The organism is Sphingomonas longa (genome assembly GCF_016892685.1).
Classification (GTDB): domain Bacteria; phylum Pseudomonadota; class Alphaproteobacteria; order Sphingomonadales; family Sphingomonadaceae; genus Sphingomonas; species Sphingomonas longa.
Map to the genome: position 1 here is coordinate 47284 of NZ_JAFEMC010000005.1, position 17479 is coordinate 64762.

Genomic DNA, 17479 nt, shown 5'->3' on the forward strand with positions numbered 1-17479 from the left:
ATCGTCGCCCGGTCAGCCGAAATAGGTGGCGCCGTTCACGTCCAGGATGGCGCCCGACATGAACCCAGCCGCGGGCGAGCAGAGAAAGGCAAGCGTCGCGCCGATCTCCTTGGGCCGCCCCTGCCGCCCCTGCGGATAGGCGTCGCCGGTCATGCCATTGGCGATCGCCATCGGCGTCTCGATCGACCCGGGCGCGACGGCGTTGGCAAGCACATTGTGCCGCGCGCCCTTTTGCGCGAGCCAGCGCATGAACGCGTGCAGCGCGCCCTTGGAGGCGGCATAGTGCGGACCGCAGGCAACGCCGCCCATCCGCCCGGACACCGATCCGCACAGCGCGAACCGGCCTTCGCCCGCCGTGACCATTGCCGGCAGGTAGGCGCGCGCCAGATTGATCGGGCCGACCAGATTGGCGCCGAGCACCGCGTCATAGGCGTCCTCCCATCCCGGCGCGGTCCAATCGTCCTGCGGGCAGAAGCCCGCGGTGTCGATCACGGCAAAGACCGGGCCGGTGGCTGCCGCCATCGCCTCGACCGCCTCGCGATCTGCCAGGTTCACCTGATGATAGGCGCTACTCGTGTCGACCCTGGTCAACCGCGCACGCGCGGCGGCTTCGGGTACCATGTCGGTCAGCGTCACGGTGGCGCCCTGCTCCTGCACGACGGCGGCGGCAGCGGAACCGATGCCGCCGGCGGCTCCCGTCACCAGGATATGCCGGCCCGAAAGGTCGAAAGGCCGCTCGAGTGCACGGTCGAGCGCGGAAAGGTCAATGGTCATCAGGCGATCGCCACATTTTTGGTGCGGATGAATTCGGCGAGCCCCTCAAGCCCGCCTTCGCGGCCGTAGCCGCTCAGTCCTGAGCCGCCGAACGGCGCGTTCTCGCGCGCGGTGGGCGCGCCGTTGACCTGGATCGTGCCCGCATGCAGCCGATGCGCCAGCCGCAGGGTGCGACCCAGATGCGTGGAATGAATGTAGGCGCCAAGGCCAAACTGCGTGCCGTTGGCGATGCGCACCGCTTCGTCCTCGTCGCGAAAGCGCAGAATCGAAAGAACCGGGCCGAAACATTCCTCCTGCCCCAGCGGGCTGGCCGGATCGACGTCGGCAAACACGGTGGGTGCGACATAATAGCCGCCCGGCTGCGACGCGGGACGCGCGCCGCCAGTCACGACCCGGCCATCGCCGCGCTCGCGCGCTGCATCGATGGTGGACAGCAGCCGCTGCTGCGCACCCTCGTTGACCACCGGGCCGAACTCCGTCTCGGCGTCCACGGGATCACCGATGCGCAGCGACTCCACCTCGGCCACCACGCGTTCCACGAAGGCGTCGGCGATGCTGTCCTGCACCAGCAATCGCGTCGGCAGCACGCAGCCCTGTCCGGCGAGGAACAGCGGCTGGCGGGCCGAATGGCGCACGGCAAGGTCGAGATCGGCGTCGGCGAACACCAGGTTGGCCGATTTGCCACCAAGTTCGTAGATCGCCGGCTTCATCAGCGGTGCGATCGTTGCCGCGATCCGCCGTGCGGTCGTGATGCCCCCGGTAAAGGCGATCTTCTGCACGTCCGGGTGGCGGACCAGCGCCTCGCCCGCTTCGGCACCGCCCGTCACCAGATTGAGCACGCCGGGCGGGATCCCGGCCTGCTCCGCCATCTGCAGCAGTCGATAGGCGGTGAACGGCGTCAGTTCGGGCGGCTTGATGACCAGCGTGTTGCCCGCCGCCAGCGCCGGACCCAGCTTCATGGCCAGCCCCATCAGCGGGCCGTTCCACGTGATGATCATGCCGACCACGCCGAACGGCTCGGCCAAAGTGTAGTCAAACACGGTGTCGTCCTGGAAGGTGGAGACGACGCGCCCTTCCAGCTTGTCGGCCCAGCCGGCGGCATATTTCGTCCACGCCGCGAACTTGCCCGGGATCGCCCGCACGCCGCTGATCGGGGAGCCGACTTCGCGCGCGCCGATCCAGGCGAACTCCTCGCCATGCGCCTCCACCAGGTTCGCCAGCCGGAACAGCAGGTCGCGCCGCACCGCCGGCCGCGTCGCGCGCCAGCCGGGCAGCGCCCGTGCCGCCGCCGCGACCGCGCGTTCGACGTCGCTCGCCCCGGCAACCGGCACCACTGCCTGCACCTCGCCCGTCGCCGCGTAGCGATGCTCGTGCGTGCCCGCGCTGCCCTGCTTCAGATATTTATCGCCGATCACGAGCCCGGCTTCGGGCAGCGAAAAGGCCGTGTTGCCCTGTTCCATGTCTCTCTCCTTAGCCGTCGATGTCCGACGCGCCGCCGCTACGCTGCAGCATGATCTCCATGCGATATCGGCCGGCCGGGAAGTGCCCGAGGCCAACCTCCATCACCTCGCCCGCACTGGTGATGAACTCAGTGCGCACCAGCAGCAGCGGCGATCCCGGCGCCACACGCAGCGGCGCCGCCATCGCCGGCGTGGCGGTGCTTGCCTCGATCGATTGCTCCACTCGGCGCACCACCAAGCCGGCGCGCTGCTCGAGCTGGCGATAGATCGTCAGGCTGTCGTCGATCGTGCCGAGCGCGTCGGCATGGCGCGCGTCCACATAGATTTCGGACAATCCCAGCGGCAACTGGCCGCGCATCGGCGTGCGAAGATAGTCGAGCCGCAACCAGCGCGATCCGGCAACCACGCCCAGGCGGCGCGCCATGTCCCCGGTCGCCACCACCTCGCTCCGAGCAAGCAGGGTGGATCGCGTTCGCCCGGAATATTGCAGCAACTCCCCGATCGACTGCACGGAGTTGACGAAGCTGTCGGTCGGGTCGTCCGCCACCAGGATCGAGCGCGCGCCCTGCCTACGCTTGATATACCCCATCGCGGCAAGTTCGCGCAGGCTCTCGCGCACCGTGCTGCGGCTTGCGCCGAACCGCTGCACCAGTTCGGCCTCCGTCGGCAGCGCGTCGCCGATCCGCCAGTTGCCCGCTTTGATGTCCAGGATCAGCGCCTCGGCCATTTCGCGATAGCCGATCACGCGATCCGCCCAGCCAGGCGCGGTGGTAGCCCGCACGCACGTGTCCACCTCGTGGACCAAGGCGTGTTCGCTCGATCCGATTTCGGGCTTTTGCACCGTCGTCACGCTCCCAGCATCACCTTAGCGTCCACGGCGATCACGCCCTCGCCTGCCGACTGGACCAGCACGGGATTTATGTCGAATGACTCGATCCGCGGTTCCGCCAGCGCCAGCGCCCCCAGTTTGGCGACTGCCCGCGCGAGCGCGTCCAGATCATACCGCTGCCCGCGATATCCCGCGAGCAGACGGCCGAACCGGGTGCCTGCAATGGCGCTTGCCGCTTCCGCCACATCGAACGGCGGCACCAGCACCACGGCATCATCCAGCAGCTCGACCAGGATGCCGCCGGCACCCACCACCACGACCGGGCCGACCACCGGATCGCGCTGGATGCCCAGGATCGCCTCCAGCCCGCTGCCGATCATCTCCTCGATCAGGATCGCGTTCCCGTTCGGGTCGGCCTTGGCCAGGGCGGCGGTGACCCGCTCCCATGCCGCGCGCAGCTCCTCATCGCTGCGCAGCGACAGGGCGACCAGGCCGTGTTCGGTCTTGTGCGCGATCCTGTCCGACAATCCCTTCATCACCACCGGCCGGCGAAGCGGGTCCAGCGCGTCCTGCGGGAACGCGCTCACCGGTGCCACGACGTTGGCCGGCGTGCCGATCCCGACGGCGCCCAGCAGCGCCTTGCTGCGCGCCTCGTCCACCAGCCCCGCGCCCTCGGGCAGCGCCAGCGCGGGTATTACGGGCAGTTGCCCACGGCCCGCGCGCAGCACACCGGCAGCACGATGCCGCTCGATCGCGGCCAGCGCCTTCAGCAACGCGGGCGTGTTGTCGGTCAGCAGGATGCCGGCATCGTTGAACCGCCGCCGCTCCGCCTCGTCCACTTGCGGCGACAGCGCGAACAGCTTGTCCATGCCGCGCGCCTTGGCCTCGATCAGCAGCGCGGCGACCTGATCGTTGATCGCCGGCTTCAGCAGCACCAGACCGAATAATAGCTGGTCGAACCCGTCGTTGCGGAAGATGTCGATGATCTCGGGGATCAGCGCGTTCTGCGCGGCGATGTCATAGGGGTTCACCGGGTGGCTCTGCGTCGGCAGCGCGGAGAGCGCCGCCTTGCCGGCCTCAGTCGGATCCTGCAGCGGGATGCCGAGCCGCTCCATCACGTCCGCGGTCTGCGCCGCGAACCCGCCCGAGATTGAGGCGAGGAAGCGGTTCGCCGGCTTGCCGGTGTCGGACCAGTCGTAGCGAAACAGGCATTCCGCGATCAGCGCCAGGCTTTCCAGATCGTCGGCGACATATACGCCCTCGTTCTCCAGGAAAGCGATCGTGTTGCGATACGATCCGGCGATCGCGCCCGTATGCGACAGCGTGGCTTTTTGCCCGCTTTCCGACTCGCCCACCTTGATCGCGACGATCGGCTTGCCCGCATCGCGCGCGCAGGCCAGCGCCGCGCGGAAAGCGGGCATGTCGCGGATCGTTTCCAGATAGAGGACGATCACATCGGTATCCGGATCGTCGGCGAGGTAGGTCAGGTAATCGGCCGCACCCAGCACCAGCTCGTTGCCGCAGGTCACCGTCTTGGCGATGCCCAGCCCGCATTGATGCAACCGGCTGAGCAGCGACGACACCATCGCGCCGCTTTGTGAAACCACACTGATACGCCCGCCCGTCGCACGCCCGGGATATTGGAAGATCGGGGCGATCGAGGTGGCAAGCCCGGTGGCGACGTTGGCCAAGCCGTTGGTGTTGGGGCCGGTGATCGCCACGCCCTGCGCGGCGAGCGCCAGCAGCCGGGCGTCGCGCTGCTCTCCCTCCGGCCCCGCCTCGCCGAATCCTTGCGCGATCACCACCATGGCGCGGATACCTTTGGCGGCGCAGGCTTCCGCCGCCTCCACCGCCGCTTCGGCCGGAACGATCAGCATTGCCAGATCGATCCCGTCCGGAAGCGCCTCAACCGAGGGGTAGCAGCGATGCCCCATCATCTCGGCATGACGCGGATTGACGACGTGGAGATCGCCCGCAAAGCCGAGATTGCACATCGCCACGAGCGGCGAGCTGCCCAGCTTGGTCGGATCACCGGAAGCACCGATCACCGCGACCGAACGCGCCTCGAACAGGTGCCGGATCGCATCGCGCGGATCGACCGCGACCGGCCGTTCCAGGATCGTGCTCGTCATGCCAGTTGCTCCAATGCCGCAGCACCGCAGCGTGTCGTCAGAAAGGACCACAGGTCGCCCTCGCGCCGGGCCGCCTCGCCCAGCCGCGTCGCCCAGGCCCGCTCGCTTCCGTATTCCAGCCGCCAGGTCCACAGGCGCCGAGTGACGTAATGGAGCATGTGCTCGTCCGTCACGCCGATCGCGCCGTGTACCTGATGCCCGATCGTCGCCGCGATGCGCGCCGCCTCGCCCGCGCGGATCTTGGCGATGGCACCGGCATGGTCGAGTGTCCCGGCATCCAGCGCGCTCCATGCCATGTCGGACGCCGCCTGCCCCGCTGCCGCTTCCGCGGCGAGCCTGGCGAGCAGTTGCTGCACCGCTTGGAATCGGCCGATCGGCCGGCCGAACTGCTGCCGGGTGTTGGCATAGTCCACCGCCATCTCCAGCACCCGCGCAACCGCGCCCGCCATCTGGCTCGCGCGCAGCATCGCGCCTAGCGTCAGCAGGTCGGGCAGCCCGTCGGGGATCGGATGCGTCGCGATCGCTTTGCCCCCCTGCGCCACCGCATAGGGGACGCGCGCGATGGAGCCGAGCGCCGCGCCGCTCTGCACCTCGAGCGCCCAACGGCCATCGCGCTGCACCAGCACGTGGCCGACGCCCTGCGCGGCAAACGCCTGGTCACCTCCCGCGGCCAGCGCGATCGGCCCGACCGGCGCTTCTACGCCCGCGCGCGCCAGCATCATGCGCGCCAGCATGGTCTCACCCACGGGCAGCGGCACGACATGCCGACCGAGCGAGGCGAACAGCGCACCCGCCTCGGCGAATGACAGCCCGCCGTCCTGCGCCGGCACTATCAGCGCATCCGGCAACCCGAACGCCTCGACCTGCGCCCACAGGCCCGACGGCCAGCCGCCTTGCTCCACCTCCACCAGCAACTGCCGGTCGACATGGTCGCCGAACAACCGATCGGTCTGGTCGAGCATCATCTCCAGCAGGTCACTCATCGCAGGCCCAATCCCCGTGCCGTCATGCCGCGCATGATCTCGCGCGTGCCACCGCGTAGCGAGAAGCTCGGCGCCGTCTGCGTGAGAAAGGCCAGCGCGTCCTCGAGTCCGCCGTCGCCAGGCAGCGCGGGCCCGATGTCCAGCATGTCCGCCAGCATGGCGGGCGTTTCCTGCTCGAGGTCGACGCCCAGATCCTTGATGAGCGCCGCTTCCTGCAGCGGCTCCAGCCCGCGCTCCAGCATGCCGGCGGTGGAGACGGACATGCCGCGCAGCGTGGCGTACCGCGCGACGAGCCGACCCAGATCGTCATCATGGCGCTCGGCATCCTCGCCCAGCCGGTCGAGCGCCGGCTGCAGCACCGGGAAGCTGGAAAGGTAGCGATCCGGCCCGCTGCGTTCATAGGCAAGCTCGGCATTGGCCTGCGCCCAGCCTTCGCCCTCGCGCCCGATCATCATCGTTTCGTCCACGATCGTGCCGTCGAAATGCACCTCGTTGAAATGCGCCTCTCCGGTGAGGTCCGCGATCGGCTTGATCGAGATGCCCGGCAGCGTGAGGTCGATCAGGAACTGCGTCAGCCCCGCCTGGCGCGGCGCGCCCTCGCCCGTGGGAGAGGTGCGCACCAGCGCGATCATGTAGTCGGATCGGTGCGCGTTGGTGGTCCACACCTTGGTGCCGTCCAGCCGCCAGCCGCTGCCCTCCCTGGTGGCGCGCGTGCGCAGCGACGCCAGGTCGGAACCGGAATCGGGTTCGCTGAGACCGATGCAGAAGGCCAGTTCGCCGGTGACGATCCGGGGCAGCAGCGCGACGCGCTGTTTCTCCGTGCCCGATCGCAGCAGCAACGGGCCGCTCTGCCGGTCGCCGAACCAGTGCGCCCCCACCGGCGCGCCCGCGGCCAGCATCTCCTCCAGCACGACATAACGCTCCAGGCTCGATCGCGCCTGTCCGCCATACCGGGTCGGCCAGGTCATGCCGATCCAGCCGCGCGCGCCTACCGCCCGCGAGAAGTCGCGGTCGAACCGCGTCCAGCTGTGCGCGCGATCGAGCAGCGTCCAGCCTGCGCCCCATTCGGCGAGAAACGCGCGCACCTCGGCCCGCAACTGCTCGGCCTTGGCCGGCAGGGCGGTGGGCGGAAAGGCGAAGCTCATGCGTGGCCTCCGTGGATGCGCAGCGTCTCGCGCGCGGTTTCGACATGCGCGATGTCGACATGCTCGCCGCGGTAAATCACCGCCGCCTTGCCCTGGGCCTCGGCCTCGGCAAACGCCGCGATCATGCCCGCGAAATAGTCGCGATCCTGCTCGCTCAGGGAATAGGCCTCGTTGGCGACCGTCACGTTGGACGGGTGCAGCACGATCTCGCCGGTATAGCCCAGCTGACGATTGAAGGCGGAGAAACGCCGCATGCCCTCCAGATCGTGCACGTCCTGCCACAGCCCGCCGATCGGGAACGGCTTGCCGGCCGCGCGGCAGGCGATGATCGTCTTTGACCGGAAATAGAGCGTCTCCAGCCCCTCGGCCGACCAGGTGAAGCCCAAGGCACGCGCCACATCGGCATTGCGCGCTGCCGACGACACCAGCGTCTGCACGCGCGGGTGCGAGGCGATGGCGAACGCCAGTTCGGCTGCCCGCGCCGTTTCCAGCGCGACGACGAAGCCGATGCTGCCGATCGCCATGCCGCGGCGATGCTCGGCTTCCGCCACCAGCCGGGCGAGCACCTCGACATCCTCCGGCCCCTGCACCTTTGCGACGAACAGGCCGTTCAATCCGGGCTGCACCACTGCCTGCACATCGTCCCAATCGGGCATGTAGGTGCCCGGATTGGTGCGCACGTAAAGCAGGCCGTTCGCCGGATCGTGGCGCGCGACCGCGTCGGCGACGATGACGCGCGCTTCCACCTTGGCCGCCACTGGCACGCTGTCCTCAAGATCGAGCACCAGCGCGTCGGCCTTCGCCGCCGCGGCCTTGTCGATCCACGAGGCGCGGTTGCCCGGCACGAACAGCATGGATCGGATCGGGCGCGCCAGCGCCGCAGCGGGCGTCATCAGAACGACCTCGGCAGATGCAGCATCCGCTCCGAAATGTAGGACAGCACGAAGTTCTGCGAGATCGGGGCGATCCGCCACACCCGCGACTCGCGGAAATAGCGCTCCACATGATATTCCTGCGCATAGCCGTATCCCCCATGCGTCTGCACCGCGCGGTCGCACGCTTCGAACCCGGCCTCGGTCGCCAGATACTTGGCGATGTTGGCTAGGTCGCCGCACGGCAGATCATTGTCGTACAGCCACGCGGCCTTGTCGCAGATCGCTTGCGCCGCCTCCAGCTTGGCCAGCGATTCCGCCAGCGGGAACTGCACGCCCTGGTTCATGCCGATGGCACGGCCGAATACCTTGCGATCGTTGGCGTAGGTCACCGCGCGGCGCAGCGCGCACCGGCCCAGCGCTACCGCTTCCCACGCCACCAGGATGCGCTCGGCGTTCAATCCGTCGAGCAGATACTGGAAGCCCTTGCCCTCCTCGCCCACCATGTCCGCCGGATCGACGGGCAGGTTGTCATAGAAGACCTCGCACGACGCAACGGCCTCGCGGCCCATCTTTGGGATCGGGCGGATGGTGACTTCGGGCCGCTGGATATCGACTAGGAACAGCGTCATGCCGTCCGACTTCTTGGCGCATTGCTCGATCGGCGTGGTGCGCGTGAGCAACAGGCACTTCTGCGACTCCAGCGCCTTGGACGTCCACACCTTGCGGCCGTTCACCACCCAATGGTTGCCGTCGCGCTGCGCGGTGGTCTTGATGCGCGTGGTGTCTGTGCCCGCGTCGGGCTCGGTGACGCCGAAACAGACGTGCAGGTCGCCCGAAATCACCTGCGGCAGATATTTGTGCCGCATCTCCTCGCTGCCGAACTTCACCACCGGGGTGAGGCCGAAGATGCTCACGTGCACCGCGGTCGCAGCACTCAGTCCGCCGCCGCTGGCGCCCACCACCTCTGCCAGCGCGATCGCCGCCTCCGTCAGCCCCAGGCCCGAGCCGCCATATTCCACCGGCGTGACCATGCCGAGAAAACCTGCAGCGGCGAACGCGTTGTAGAACTCCCACGGAAACTGCTTCTCGCGGTCCTTTTCGGCCCAATATTCGTCGGGGAACTGCTGCATCAGCTGGTTCACCGCGTCGCGAATCGCGACCTGATCGTCGCTTGGCGTGTAATCCATGATCGCGTCCTCAGGCGGCAGCGGCAGCGGCAGCCGCAGCAGCGGCAGGGCGCTTCATCATCAGCCCGGCGCGGATGGCGCGTACCACCAGCTCCTCGCGCTGATTGTAGCCGTCGTGCTGGAACATCACGATGCCGGCATCCGGATATTTGGCGCTCTCGCGCTTGGACACGATGGTGGTTTCGGACCGGATCGTGTCTCCGATCCGCACCGGATTGGGAAAGCGGATTTCCTCATAGCCCAGATTGCCCAGCGTCGTGCCGAGCGTCAGATCGGACACTGTCACGCCGTTCACGAACGACAGCGTCCACAGGCTGTGCACGATCCGGCTGCCCCACATGGTCTTCTTTCCGAACTCCTCGTCCAGGTGCAGCGGCTGGTCGTTGTGCGTCAGGCACGTGAACATCAGATTGTCCACGTCGGTCACGGTGCGGTGCAGCGCATGCTGGTACACCTGCCCCGGGTCGAGGTCCTCGAAATACTTGCTCATGCTCTCTCTCCAGCCGGCGGCAACTCGCGCTTGTCTGGACAGGTTCAACGCCAATGCCGACGCCATGTCAAGCCGACATGTTCTCTCACGAGAACATAAGACTATATGGAAAATAGTAGTTGTGCCCTTCGATGCCCCTCGCTAGCCTTTCCTCAAGCCGGAGCCGCAGAGCATCCGGCAACGGAGGATGCGATGAAGACGCTTCAGATATCTCTGTGTGCGGGCGTGTCGGCGCTCGCCCTCGCCGCAGCACCGGCATGGGCGCAGGCCGGTTCGAAGGAGCCGGCGCAGGCAGTGCCGCCACCTGCGCAGCAGGTGGGTGAAGCGCAGGCCGATCCGGCAGCGACCACGGATCGCGCGCAGCGTGGCGGTCTGGAGGACATCGTCGTCACCGCCCGCAAACGGGTGGAGAACGTTCAGAACATTCCCGTCGCCGAGACGGTGGTCTCGTCCGAGCAGCTGCAGAATCAGCAGATCACCAGCATCGAACGGCTGTCGTCGGTCGCGCCGCAGCTGATCGTCGGGCGTTCCGGCACCGGCAACGGTGCCGCCATCGGTCTGCGCGGCATCAGCGTGAACGCCACCTCGATCAGCCTCGAACAATCGGTCGCAGTGGTCATCGACGGCGTCTATTATTCCGGCGGGCGCGCCCTCAACGAAGGCCTGTTCGATCTGGAACGGGCAGAGGTCATCAAAGGCCCGCAATCCCTGTTCTACGGTAAGAACACCACGGCCGGCGCGCTGTCCTTCACCACCGCCGATCCGACGCGGGAGTTCCACGGCATGGCACGCGTGGGCTACGAGTTCCGCGCCGATCAGGTCTATTCGGAAGGGTTCGTTTCCGGCCCGCTCAGCAGCACGCTCTCGGCCCGCCTCGCCGGCCGCGTGTCCAAGCAATATGACGGCATCATCGACAATCTGGCGACCGGCGGCACGCTGTTCACCACCGACATCGTCACGGGCACGCGCACCGCGCATCCGTTTGCGGCGCCCTCGTCAGACGACATTCCGGCCGAAAAGCAGAAGATCTTCCGCGCCGGCCTGAAATGGACACCCGATTCCGCGCTGTCCGCCACCGTCAAAGCGACCTACAACAAGGTGGACCAGTCCACCCCGCATGCCAACGTCGTGATCGGCTTCTGCGAGCAGGGCTTCGTGCAGTCCGATCGCAATGCGCCATGCGGGCGGGACTGGCGCTCGGTGCAGCAGCGCCTGCCGGCCGACATCGCCGCCAGCAATCCGCTGCTCAATCGCCGGAACGGGCTGACCTACCTGGAATATGAGTCGGTCGGTGTGTCCGGCAACTTGCAGTATGACGGCGACAAGGTGAACATCAGCATCGTGCCGGGCTATATCGACTGGCGCACCCGCTGGCGCGGCGACAACGATTTCGTCCAGGCTTATATCCCGCCCAGCAACAGCGGCAACGGATCGGCGGAGGATTCCTCGCTCAAGGCTTTTTCCGTCGAGGCGCGCGCTCAGTCGCGCTTCAAGGGGCCGCTTAACGTGCTGATCGGCGGCTATTACCAGGACTCGGACCTGGATTTCCAGCAGGACAATCTTTTCCCGGGAGGTGCCGAGAACTCTGCCGTCAGCGATCAGACACTGCGCTATCTCACGCTGCGCAAGGTTTCGCACACCTATGGCAAGACCTATGCCGGCTTCGGCCAGATCCTGCTCGACGTCAGCCCCACGCTGAACCTCACAGCAGGCGCGCGCTATACGCACGAGACCAAGAGTTCGGTGTTCGCCCAGCCTTACGTGATCCGCACGGCGCAGGCGACCTATCGCCAGGATGCGATCGGCGCCGACCAGAGTTTTGACAACTTCTCGCCGGAGGGAACCGTCACCTGGAAGCCGAGCAGCGATGTCACCGTCTATGGCAGCTACAAGACCGGCTACAAATCGGGCGGCTTCTCCATCTCGGGGCTGATCGTGCGCAACACGACGCCGGCCGATGCCACCTTTGCGCCGGAAAAGGTCAAGGGCTTCGAAGGCGGAATCAAGACGACGCTCGCCGATCGGCAGCTGCGCGTGAACCTGAACGCGTTTAATTACAATTACAGCGATCTTCAGGTCGACTTCTTCGACGCGACGATCGTCCAGTATCTCACGCTCAACGCGGGCAAGGCGCGGACGCGCGGTGTCGAGCTGGAGGCAGAGTACGCGCCCCGTCCGGTGCCCGGCCTCACCTTGCGCGGCAGCCTGGCCTATACCGATGCCAAATACACCAGCTTCCCCTTCTCGCCCTGTCTGTCTGGTCAGCGCCCGGACGAAGGCTGCACGGTGGGGCAGACCCCCAACGGTGTCCGCAGCTTCCAGAATCTCACCGGCGAGCGCACGCAGCAGGCGCCGGTTTGGACGGGTACAAGCAATGTCGACTATTCGCGGCCGATCGGCGGTGGGCTGAAGGTCGGGTTCACCGGCAGCATGCGCTATTCGGGCAGCTATCACACCAGTCCGTTCGCCAACTCCGAAGCACGCCGGTTTATCCAAGGCAGCTACGCGACGTTCGATCTCAACGTGCGGCTGGCCGAGGAGAACGATCGCTGGGAGCTGGCGCTGATCGGCAAGAACCTGACCAACAGGTTCATCACCGCGGCAGCCTTCGACCTCACCTATACCGGTTCCGGCACCGCCACGCCGGCCGGCATTCATGCCGACGGGCGCAGCTCCGTTTATGATCCGCGCACGATCGCCGTGCAGGGAACCGTTCGTTTCTGAGCAGCACGCGCGGCGTTGCCCTGTTGGCAGCGCCGCCGCTGTTCTAGCCCAGCGCCAGCGGCTCCGCGGGGATGGTTCCACGACCGGCGGAGGAGCCGCGGTCGATCACCAGCGACTGCCCGCTGATCCAGCGCGCTTCGTCCGACGCAAGGAACAGCACGGCTTGCGCCACGTCCTTCGGCAGCCCGCGCGGGTTGGCGGACGCGGCGATGCCCCTCACCAGCCCGCTTCCCCTATCGCTCACATCCGGCAGGCCGACGATCATCGGCGTGTAGATGCCCGCCGGCAAGACGGCATTGCAGCGCACTGGCAGGCCGATCTGCTGACAGTAGAAGGCCACGGTGCGCGTATAGGCATCCACCCCGCCCTTGGCCGCCGAATAGGGCGCATGGTTGGGCTCGCCGCGCGCGGCCGCGATGGAGGCGACGTTGACGATCGAGCCGCCGCCGACCCGGCGCATGGCGGGAAGCGCGTGCTTGCACCCCCACACGACACCGTCCAGACTGACGGACAGGACGGTGTGATAGGCATCCTGCGTCACCGTCTCGGGCGTGCTCAGCCGCGCGACGCCGGCATTGTTCACCAGCACGTCCAACCGCCCTTCGATGCGTTCGCATTCGGCGACAAGGCGCTGCCAGGCTGCCTCGTCCGTCACGTCGTGCTGCACGAAGCGCGCTGCTGGCCCAAGCTCCTCCGCAAGCGCCTGACCCGCATCCGTGTCCACATCGGCCAGCACCACACGCGCGCCCTCCGCCGCGAACAGCCGGGCATCGGCTGCGCCAAGTCCCTTCGCGGCGCCCGTGATGATCGCCACCTTGCCGCCCAACCGCGCGCCCATCTTGTGCCTTCCTGCCCGATCGCTCTAGTGCGACGTGTCGCTATGGAGTTGATCGTGGCAGTTCCCCAAGTTTCTCGCAAATGATCCGCATCGAGCCCGTGACGGGCCTGGGCGAGATCGCGCCGGGCGACGATCTTGCCGACCTGCTGCGGCCTCGGGTCGCGCCTGCTGCGGACACCGTGCTGGTGGTGACGCAGAAGATCGTCTCCAAGGCGGAGGACCGCTACGTGGATCTGCACACCGTGAGGCCCGGGGCCACTGCGATCGATCTGGCCGAACGAACGCGCAAAGATCCCCGCCTGGTCGAACTGGTGCTCGCCGAGTCGAGCGCGGTGGTGCGCGCCGCGCCCAACGTCCTCATCACCCGCCATCGCACCGGCCATGTGATGGCCAATGCCGGTATCGACCAGTCCAATATCGGCGCCGGCGGCAACGATCGCGTGCTGCTGCTCCCGCTGGACGCCGATACGTCGGCCGCGGCGCTGCACGATGCCCTCGGCATCCCGGTGGTGATCGCCGACAGCTTCGGCCGGCCATGGCGCTACGGCACGGTGAACGTGGCGATCGGGGCCGCTGGCTTGCCGTCGCTGGTCGACCAGCGCGGGGACGAGGATCGCGATGGCCGCACGTTGCAGGTGACGCAGGTCGCGCTGGCGGACATGATCGCCAGCGCCGCCGGGCTTGCCATGGGCGAGGCGTCCGAAGGCATTCCCGCGGCGATCGTCCACGGGCTTGCCTGGCATGCCGTGCCGCGCGCGGCGTCCGCGCTGGTTCGCCCGCTTGAAGAGGATCTGTTCCGATGAAGGTGGTTGTGCTGACCGGCGGCGTGGGCGGTGCCAAGCTGGTGCTGGGATTGCAGCACGCGCTGCCGCCTGGAGACCTGACCGCGGTGGTGAACGTCGGCGACGATTTCACGCACCTGGGCCTGCGCGTCTGTCCCGATCTCGATACCCTGCTCTACACGCTGGCGGGCAAGTCCAACACCGAGCAAGGCTGGGGTCGCGCGGGGGAAGGGTGGCGCTTCATGGAGGAACTCCGCTCGCTCGGCGCGCCGGACTGGTTCAACCTCGGCGATCGCGATCTGGCGATACATGTCCTGCGCACCGCCGCCCTTGCGCAAGGCGAGCCGCTGTCGGCCGTGATGGATCGCCTGCGCACCGCCTGGGCCGTGCCGACGCGGATCCTTCCGGCAAGCGACCAGCACCTCGCCACCATGCTAGACACCGATGAAGGGCGGTTAGCGTTCCAGACCTATTTCGTGGCGCGCCGTTGCGAGCCGCAGGTCGAGCGCGTCGTGCTGGAGGGCGTCGATGCCGCGCAGATGGCGCCGGGGGTCGGCGAGGCGATCGCCGCCGCCGACGGCGTCATCCTGGCGCCGTCCAATCCGTATCTCAGCGTCGATCCGATCCTGGCCATTCCCGGCATGGCCGAGACGCTCCGCGGCGCGCATGTGGTGGCAGTAACGCCGGTGCTGCCCGGCCGATCTTTCAAGGGCCCCACCGCGCGCATGATGACCGACTTCGGGCACGCGGTCGACAGTGGGACGGTCGCCCGCCACTATGCCGAGGTCGCCAACATACTGGTGGTTGATCCCGACGAGACGGTAGCGGGCTCGCCGATCAGGATCGCCCATGCGCCGGTGACGATGAATAGCCTGGACGAGAAGGTCGCGCTTGCCGAAGCGTGCCTTCGCCTGCTGCAATAAGGCCGGTGCCACCACACAGGATCGGTTCGCCATTGCGAAAGCCGTTCTAGTCACGGCATAGACCGAAGGATCGTGCCGTCGGAGCTGCCCAATGTCGTCGAGTCCCTTGTCGCCTGAAATCTCCCTCGACGTTCAGGAACCTGTTGCCGCGTCGGCACGGGTCAGCAGCTTCAAGCCCGTCGGCGCGGTGGTGGCCGGGCTGGCCGTGCTGCGGTATCTCGCCGCTTCGCCCGCTCCCATGCCCCTGTCGCGCATCACCCGCGATGTCGGGCTGAACCCCAGCACCTGCCTCAACATCCTGCGAACGCTGACGCAGGAGAATTATGTCAGCCTCGATCCGCATTCCAAGCTGTACGCCATGGGCCTTGGCGCGCTGGAACTTGTCAGCGGCGTGCTGGCGCATGGCGGGGATCTCAGCAGCGTGCGCATGCTGATGGACGGCATCTCCCGCGAGGAAAGTGCAACCGTCACCTTGTGGCGGCGTATTTCCGATCACCGCATGATGCTGATACTGGAAGCGCTGCCCGCCGGCAACGTCAGCATCAAGATGAACATCGGCCAGCGCCTGCCGCTGCTGATCGGCGCTGCAGGGCGTTTGATGGCTGCGTTCACCCGATTGAGCGAGGCAGAGCTGCGCCAGCAATTCCGCACGCTTCGCCTTGAACAGCCGATGACCTTCAAGGAGTTCCAGGCGGATGTGGAGCAGACGATCGCGCGCGGCTATGCGGTGGACGAGAGCCACTTCTTTGTCGGGACCTCGTCCGTTGCGGTGCCCGTGCTCAACAGCGAGAACGAGGCCACCTTCGCGCTGACCGCCACCGTCTTTGCGGCTCGGTTCACGCCCGAATGGGCCGCCAGCATGGCGCAGCGCCTTGCCAAGCCGGCCGAACTGCTCGCGCGCGCGCAACCGTATCTGTGAGCCTGCCTGGCGCCGCCTGACGATGCGGCTTCGGCACACGCCTCAGCGGGCGGCCACCATTGTGGCGGCGATCTTCTCCGCGACCATGTAGGCCGGGAAATTGGTGTTGGCGCTCGGCACCGACGGGAAGATCGAGGCGTCAACCACGCGCAGTCCGCGCACGCCATGGACGCAACCTTGCGCGTCGGTGACGGTGATCGAATCGTCCGGCGCGCCCATCCGGCAGGGACAGGACGGGTGCTGTTAGTTTAACGCGAACTGCTTTTCACAGGATGGATGTCGGGCTTTGAGGCTAGTCGCCTAGCTGGCGAGCACCTGCCACTCCGCAAGCGCTGCGGAGCGTCGTTCCCGGTAGGTCTGCCGATCGGTAAGATGGCGCTCCAGGCTGAAGTGGTTGTGGACGTTGCCATGGACCGAGGCGAACTTCTGCAGCATTTTCATCTGCCTGAACCGGAGCATCGCCCTCTTGGACATGCCCCGGACGAGTGGAGAGTTCCCTTGAGGTGAAAGGCGAACTCGATAACGAAGCAGCGTAGCCTCAGCGGTGAGGTACGCCGCGGGTGGAACCACAGCATAGCGGCCATGACCCAGACCCGCTGGTCTATCACAATACGGAGCCTGTCGGAACGGGGACGCCATCTCACAAAGCTGACCAATTGATGAGGGCGCACCGGTCGGTGCGTAAAAGTTGCTCCTGATGACGACGGTTGTTGAAATGCTTACGAGTATCGCTCTTCCGCCCACGGGTCGCCGCGCATGTGGTAGCCGTTGACCTCCCAGAAACCAGCCTGATCGGCGGCCAGGAAATCGATCCCCTTGAGCCATTTGGCGCTCTTCCAGAGGTAGAGGTGCGGGATCAGCGCGCGTGCCGGACCTCCGTGCGCACGTGTCAGCGGCTTGCCGTCCCAGGCGTGGACGATCATCGCCGCCTCCGCTGCGAAGTCTGCGAACGGCACGTTTGTCGTGTAGCCGTCATAGCCATGGAGCAGGACGTACGCCGCTTCGTCATTGGGTTGGACGAGGTCGAGCAGATCGTGTGTCGCGACCCCATTCCAGTCGTTGTCGTAGCGCGACCAGGTCGTCACGCAATGCATGTCCGAACGCGTTCGTGTTTGCGGCAGCGCCATGAACGCCTTCCAGTCGAGCGTCACCGGATTGTCGACGAGGCCACCGATCTTCAGTTCCCAGCGTTCCGGCGCGACATCGGGCTGGCGGCCGAGATCGAGCACCGGCCAGTCGCGCACCAGATGCTGGCCCGGCGGCAGGCGCTCGTGCGCGCTTCGATTAACGTCCCCCGTGATGAACTTATGCTCGCTTGCCCAACGCTGCTTCGAGCGGGTCAGCTTGCTGTCGGGTGGCGTTTCGTCGGTCATGGCGGTCTCCAGCAACGCATCATCTCGTAGCGTTCGTCGCAGCAC

15 protein-coding genes and 2 pseudogenes are annotated in these 17479 nt (G+C 67.0%); 4 read left to right on the forward strand and 13 right to left on the reverse strand.

The window, feature by feature from the left end; translation table 11 throughout:
* Positions 1–12 precede the first annotated feature (12 nt).
* The 9 genes from ILT43_RS15670 to ILT43_RS15710 form a co-directional block, all read right to left on the reverse strand.
* The gene (locus ILT43_RS15670; RefSeq protein ID WP_204199923.1) at positions 13–774 is read right to left on the reverse strand and encodes an SDR family NAD(P)-dependent oxidoreductase; all 762 of its coding nucleotides are present in this window, start codon (positions 772–774) and stop codon (positions 13–15) included.
* On the reverse strand, positions 774–2234 hold the full coding sequence (locus ILT43_RS15675; RefSeq protein WP_204199924.1) for an aldehyde dehydrogenase family protein: 1461 nt from the start codon (positions 2232–2234) through the stop codon (positions 774–776). The genes ILT43_RS15670 and ILT43_RS15675 overlap by 1 nt, the downstream gene beginning before the upstream one ends.
* A gap of 10 nt (positions 2235–2244) precedes the next feature.
* On the reverse strand, positions 2245–2961 hold the full coding sequence (locus ILT43_RS15680) for a GntR family transcriptional regulator (RefSeq protein ID WP_204199925.1): 717 nt from the start codon (positions 2959–2961) through the stop codon (positions 2245–2247).
* Between the two features lie 119 nt (positions 2962–3080).
* A complete protein-coding gene (locus ILT43_RS15685) occupies positions 3081–5195 on the reverse strand; it encodes an acetate--CoA ligase family protein (RefSeq protein ID WP_204199926.1) in 2115 nt (704 codons plus the stop codon).
* Positions 5192–6178 (reverse strand): acyl-CoA dehydrogenase family protein, encoded by a 987-nt coding sequence (locus ILT43_RS15690; RefSeq protein ID WP_204199927.1) that lies wholly within the window; start codon positions 6176–6178, stop codon positions 5192–5194. Before ILT43_RS15690 ends, ILT43_RS15685 begins: the two co-directional genes overlap by 4 nt.
* A complete protein-coding gene (locus ILT43_RS15695; protein WP_204199928.1) occupies positions 6175–7323 on the reverse strand; it encodes an acyl-CoA dehydrogenase family protein in 1149 nt (382 codons plus the stop codon). The genes ILT43_RS15690 and ILT43_RS15695 overlap by 4 nt, the downstream gene beginning before the upstream one ends.
* Positions 7320–8216, reverse strand: coding sequence for an HpcH/HpaI aldolase/citrate lyase family protein (locus ILT43_RS15700; RefSeq protein ID WP_204199929.1), 897 nt, complete (start codon positions 8214–8216; stop codon positions 7320–7322). Before ILT43_RS15700 ends, ILT43_RS15695 begins: the two co-directional genes overlap by 4 nt.
* Positions 8216–9385, reverse strand: a complete 1170-nt coding sequence (locus tag ILT43_RS15705; RefSeq protein ID WP_204199930.1) for an acyl-CoA dehydrogenase family protein — start codon at positions 9383–9385, stop codon at positions 8216–8218. The genes ILT43_RS15700 and ILT43_RS15705 overlap by 1 nt, the downstream gene beginning before the upstream one ends.
* A gap of 10 nt (positions 9386–9395) precedes the next feature.
* A complete protein-coding gene (locus ILT43_RS15710) occupies positions 9396–9875 on the reverse strand; it encodes a MaoC family dehydratase (RefSeq protein WP_204199931.1) in 480 nt (159 codons plus the stop codon).
* 192 nt (positions 9876–10067) lie between these two features.
* Between ILT43_RS15710 and ILT43_RS15715 the strand changes: the two genes are divergently transcribed.
* The gene (locus ILT43_RS15715) at positions 10068–12599 is read left to right on the forward strand and encodes a TonB-dependent receptor (protein ID WP_204199932.1); all 2532 of its coding nucleotides are present in this window, start codon (positions 10068–10070) and stop codon (positions 12597–12599) included.
* A 43-nt stretch (positions 12600–12642) separates the two neighbouring features.
* Here the strand turns inward: ILT43_RS15715 and ILT43_RS15720 are convergent, their stop codons facing one another.
* Complete coding sequence (locus ILT43_RS15720) at positions 12643–13437, reverse strand: SDR family oxidoreductase (protein WP_204199933.1); 795 nt, start codon at positions 13435–13437, stop codon at positions 12643–12645.
* A gap of 80 nt (positions 13438–13517) precedes the next feature.
* On the opposite strand from ILT43_RS15720, the gene cofE reads away from it, so the two are divergent.
* The 3 genes from cofE to ILT43_RS15735 all read left to right on the forward strand — a co-directional run bounded on the left by cofE (position 13518) and on the right by ILT43_RS15735 (position 16061).
* Positions 13518–14240 carry a coenzyme F420-0:L-glutamate ligase gene (gene cofE / locus ILT43_RS15725; protein ID WP_204199934.1) on the forward strand — a complete coding sequence of 241 codons (723 nt, stop codon included), beginning with the start codon at positions 13518–13520 and terminating at the stop codon, positions 14238–14240.
* A complete protein-coding gene (gene cofD / locus ILT43_RS15730; RefSeq protein ID WP_204199935.1) occupies positions 14237–15142 on the forward strand; it encodes a 2-phospho-L-lactate transferase in 906 nt (301 codons plus the stop codon). Before cofE ends, cofD begins: the two co-directional genes overlap by 4 nt.
* Positions 15143–15233: 91 nt before the next feature.
* Positions 15234–16061 (forward strand): IclR family transcriptional regulator, encoded by an 828-nt coding sequence (locus tag ILT43_RS15735; RefSeq protein ID WP_204199936.1) that lies wholly within the window; start codon positions 15234–15236, stop codon positions 16059–16061.
* 42 nt (positions 16062–16103) lie between these two features.
* On the opposite strand, the pseudogene ILT43_RS15740 reads toward ILT43_RS15735, so the two are convergent.
* The 3 genes and pseudogenes from ILT43_RS15740 to ILT43_RS15745 all read right to left on the reverse strand — a co-directional run.
* Positions 16104–16292, reverse strand: a pseudogene (locus ILT43_RS15740) (GMC oxidoreductase); the annotation flags it as partial.
* Positions 16293–16361: 69 nt separating this feature from the next.
* A pseudogene (locus ILT43_RS19715) lies at positions 16362–16529 on the reverse strand (IS6 family transposase); the annotation flags it as partial.
* A 251-nt stretch (positions 16530–16780) separates the two neighbouring features.
* The gene (locus tag ILT43_RS15745) at positions 16781–17434 is read right to left on the reverse strand and encodes a sulfite oxidase-like oxidoreductase (protein ID WP_204199938.1); all 654 of its coding nucleotides are present in this window, start codon (positions 17432–17434) and stop codon (positions 16781–16783) included.
* Positions 17435–17479: the final 45 nt, after the last annotated feature.

Coding starts and splice junctions, on each gene's coding strand:
- ILT43_RS15710 (WP_204199931.1), bottom strand. CDS start 9,875: ATGAGCAAGTATTTCGAGGACCTCGACCCGGGGCAGGTGTACCAGCAT.
- cofD (WP_204199935.1), top strand. CDS start 14,237: ATGAAGGTGGTTGTGCTGACCGGCGGCGTGGGCGGTGCCAAGCTGGTG.
- ILT43_RS15720 (WP_204199933.1), bottom strand. CDS start 13,437: ATGGGCGCGCGGTTGGGCGGCAAGGTGGCGATCATCACGGGCGCCGCG.
- ILT43_RS15700 (WP_204199929.1), bottom strand. CDS start 8,216: ATGACGCCCGCTGCGGCGCTGGCGCGCCCGATCCGATCCATGCTGTTC.
- ILT43_RS15670 (WP_204199923.1), bottom strand. CDS start 774: ATGACCATTGACCTTTCCGCGCTCGACCGTGCACTCGAGCGGCCTTTC.
- ILT43_RS15690 (WP_204199927.1), bottom strand. CDS start 6,178: ATGAGTGACCTGCTGGAGATGATGCTCGACCAGACCGATCGGTTGTTC.
- ILT43_RS15675 (WP_204199924.1), bottom strand. CDS start 2,234: ATGGAACAGGGCAACACGGCCTTTTCGCTGCCCGAAGCCGGGCTCGTG.
- ILT43_RS15745 (WP_204199938.1), bottom strand. CDS start 17,434: ATGACCGACGAAACGCCACCCGACAGCAAGCTGACCCGCTCGAAGCAG.
- cofE (WP_204199934.1), top strand. CDS start 13,518: ATGATCCGCATCGAGCCCGTGACGGGCCTGGGCGAGATCGCGCCGGGC.
- ILT43_RS15685 (WP_204199926.1), bottom strand. CDS start 5,195: ATGACGAGCACGATCCTGGAACGGCCGGTCGCGGTCGATCCGCGCGAT.
- ILT43_RS15715 (WP_204199932.1), top strand. CDS start 10,068: ATGAAGACGCTTCAGATATCTCTGTGTGCGGGCGTGTCGGCGCTCGCC.
- ILT43_RS15695 (WP_204199928.1), bottom strand. CDS start 7,323: ATGAGCTTCGCCTTTCCGCCCACCGCCCTGCCGGCCAAGGCCGAGCAG.
- ILT43_RS15705 (WP_204199930.1), bottom strand. CDS start 9,385: ATGGATTACACGCCAAGCGACGATCAGGTCGCGATTCGCGACGCGGTG.
- ILT43_RS15680 (WP_204199925.1), bottom strand. CDS start 2,961: ATGGCCGAGGCGCTGATCCTGGACATCAAAGCGGGCAACTGGCGGATC.
- ILT43_RS15735 (WP_204199936.1), top strand. CDS start 15,234: ATGTCGTCGAGTCCCTTGTCGCCTGAAATCTCCCTCGACGTTCAGGAA.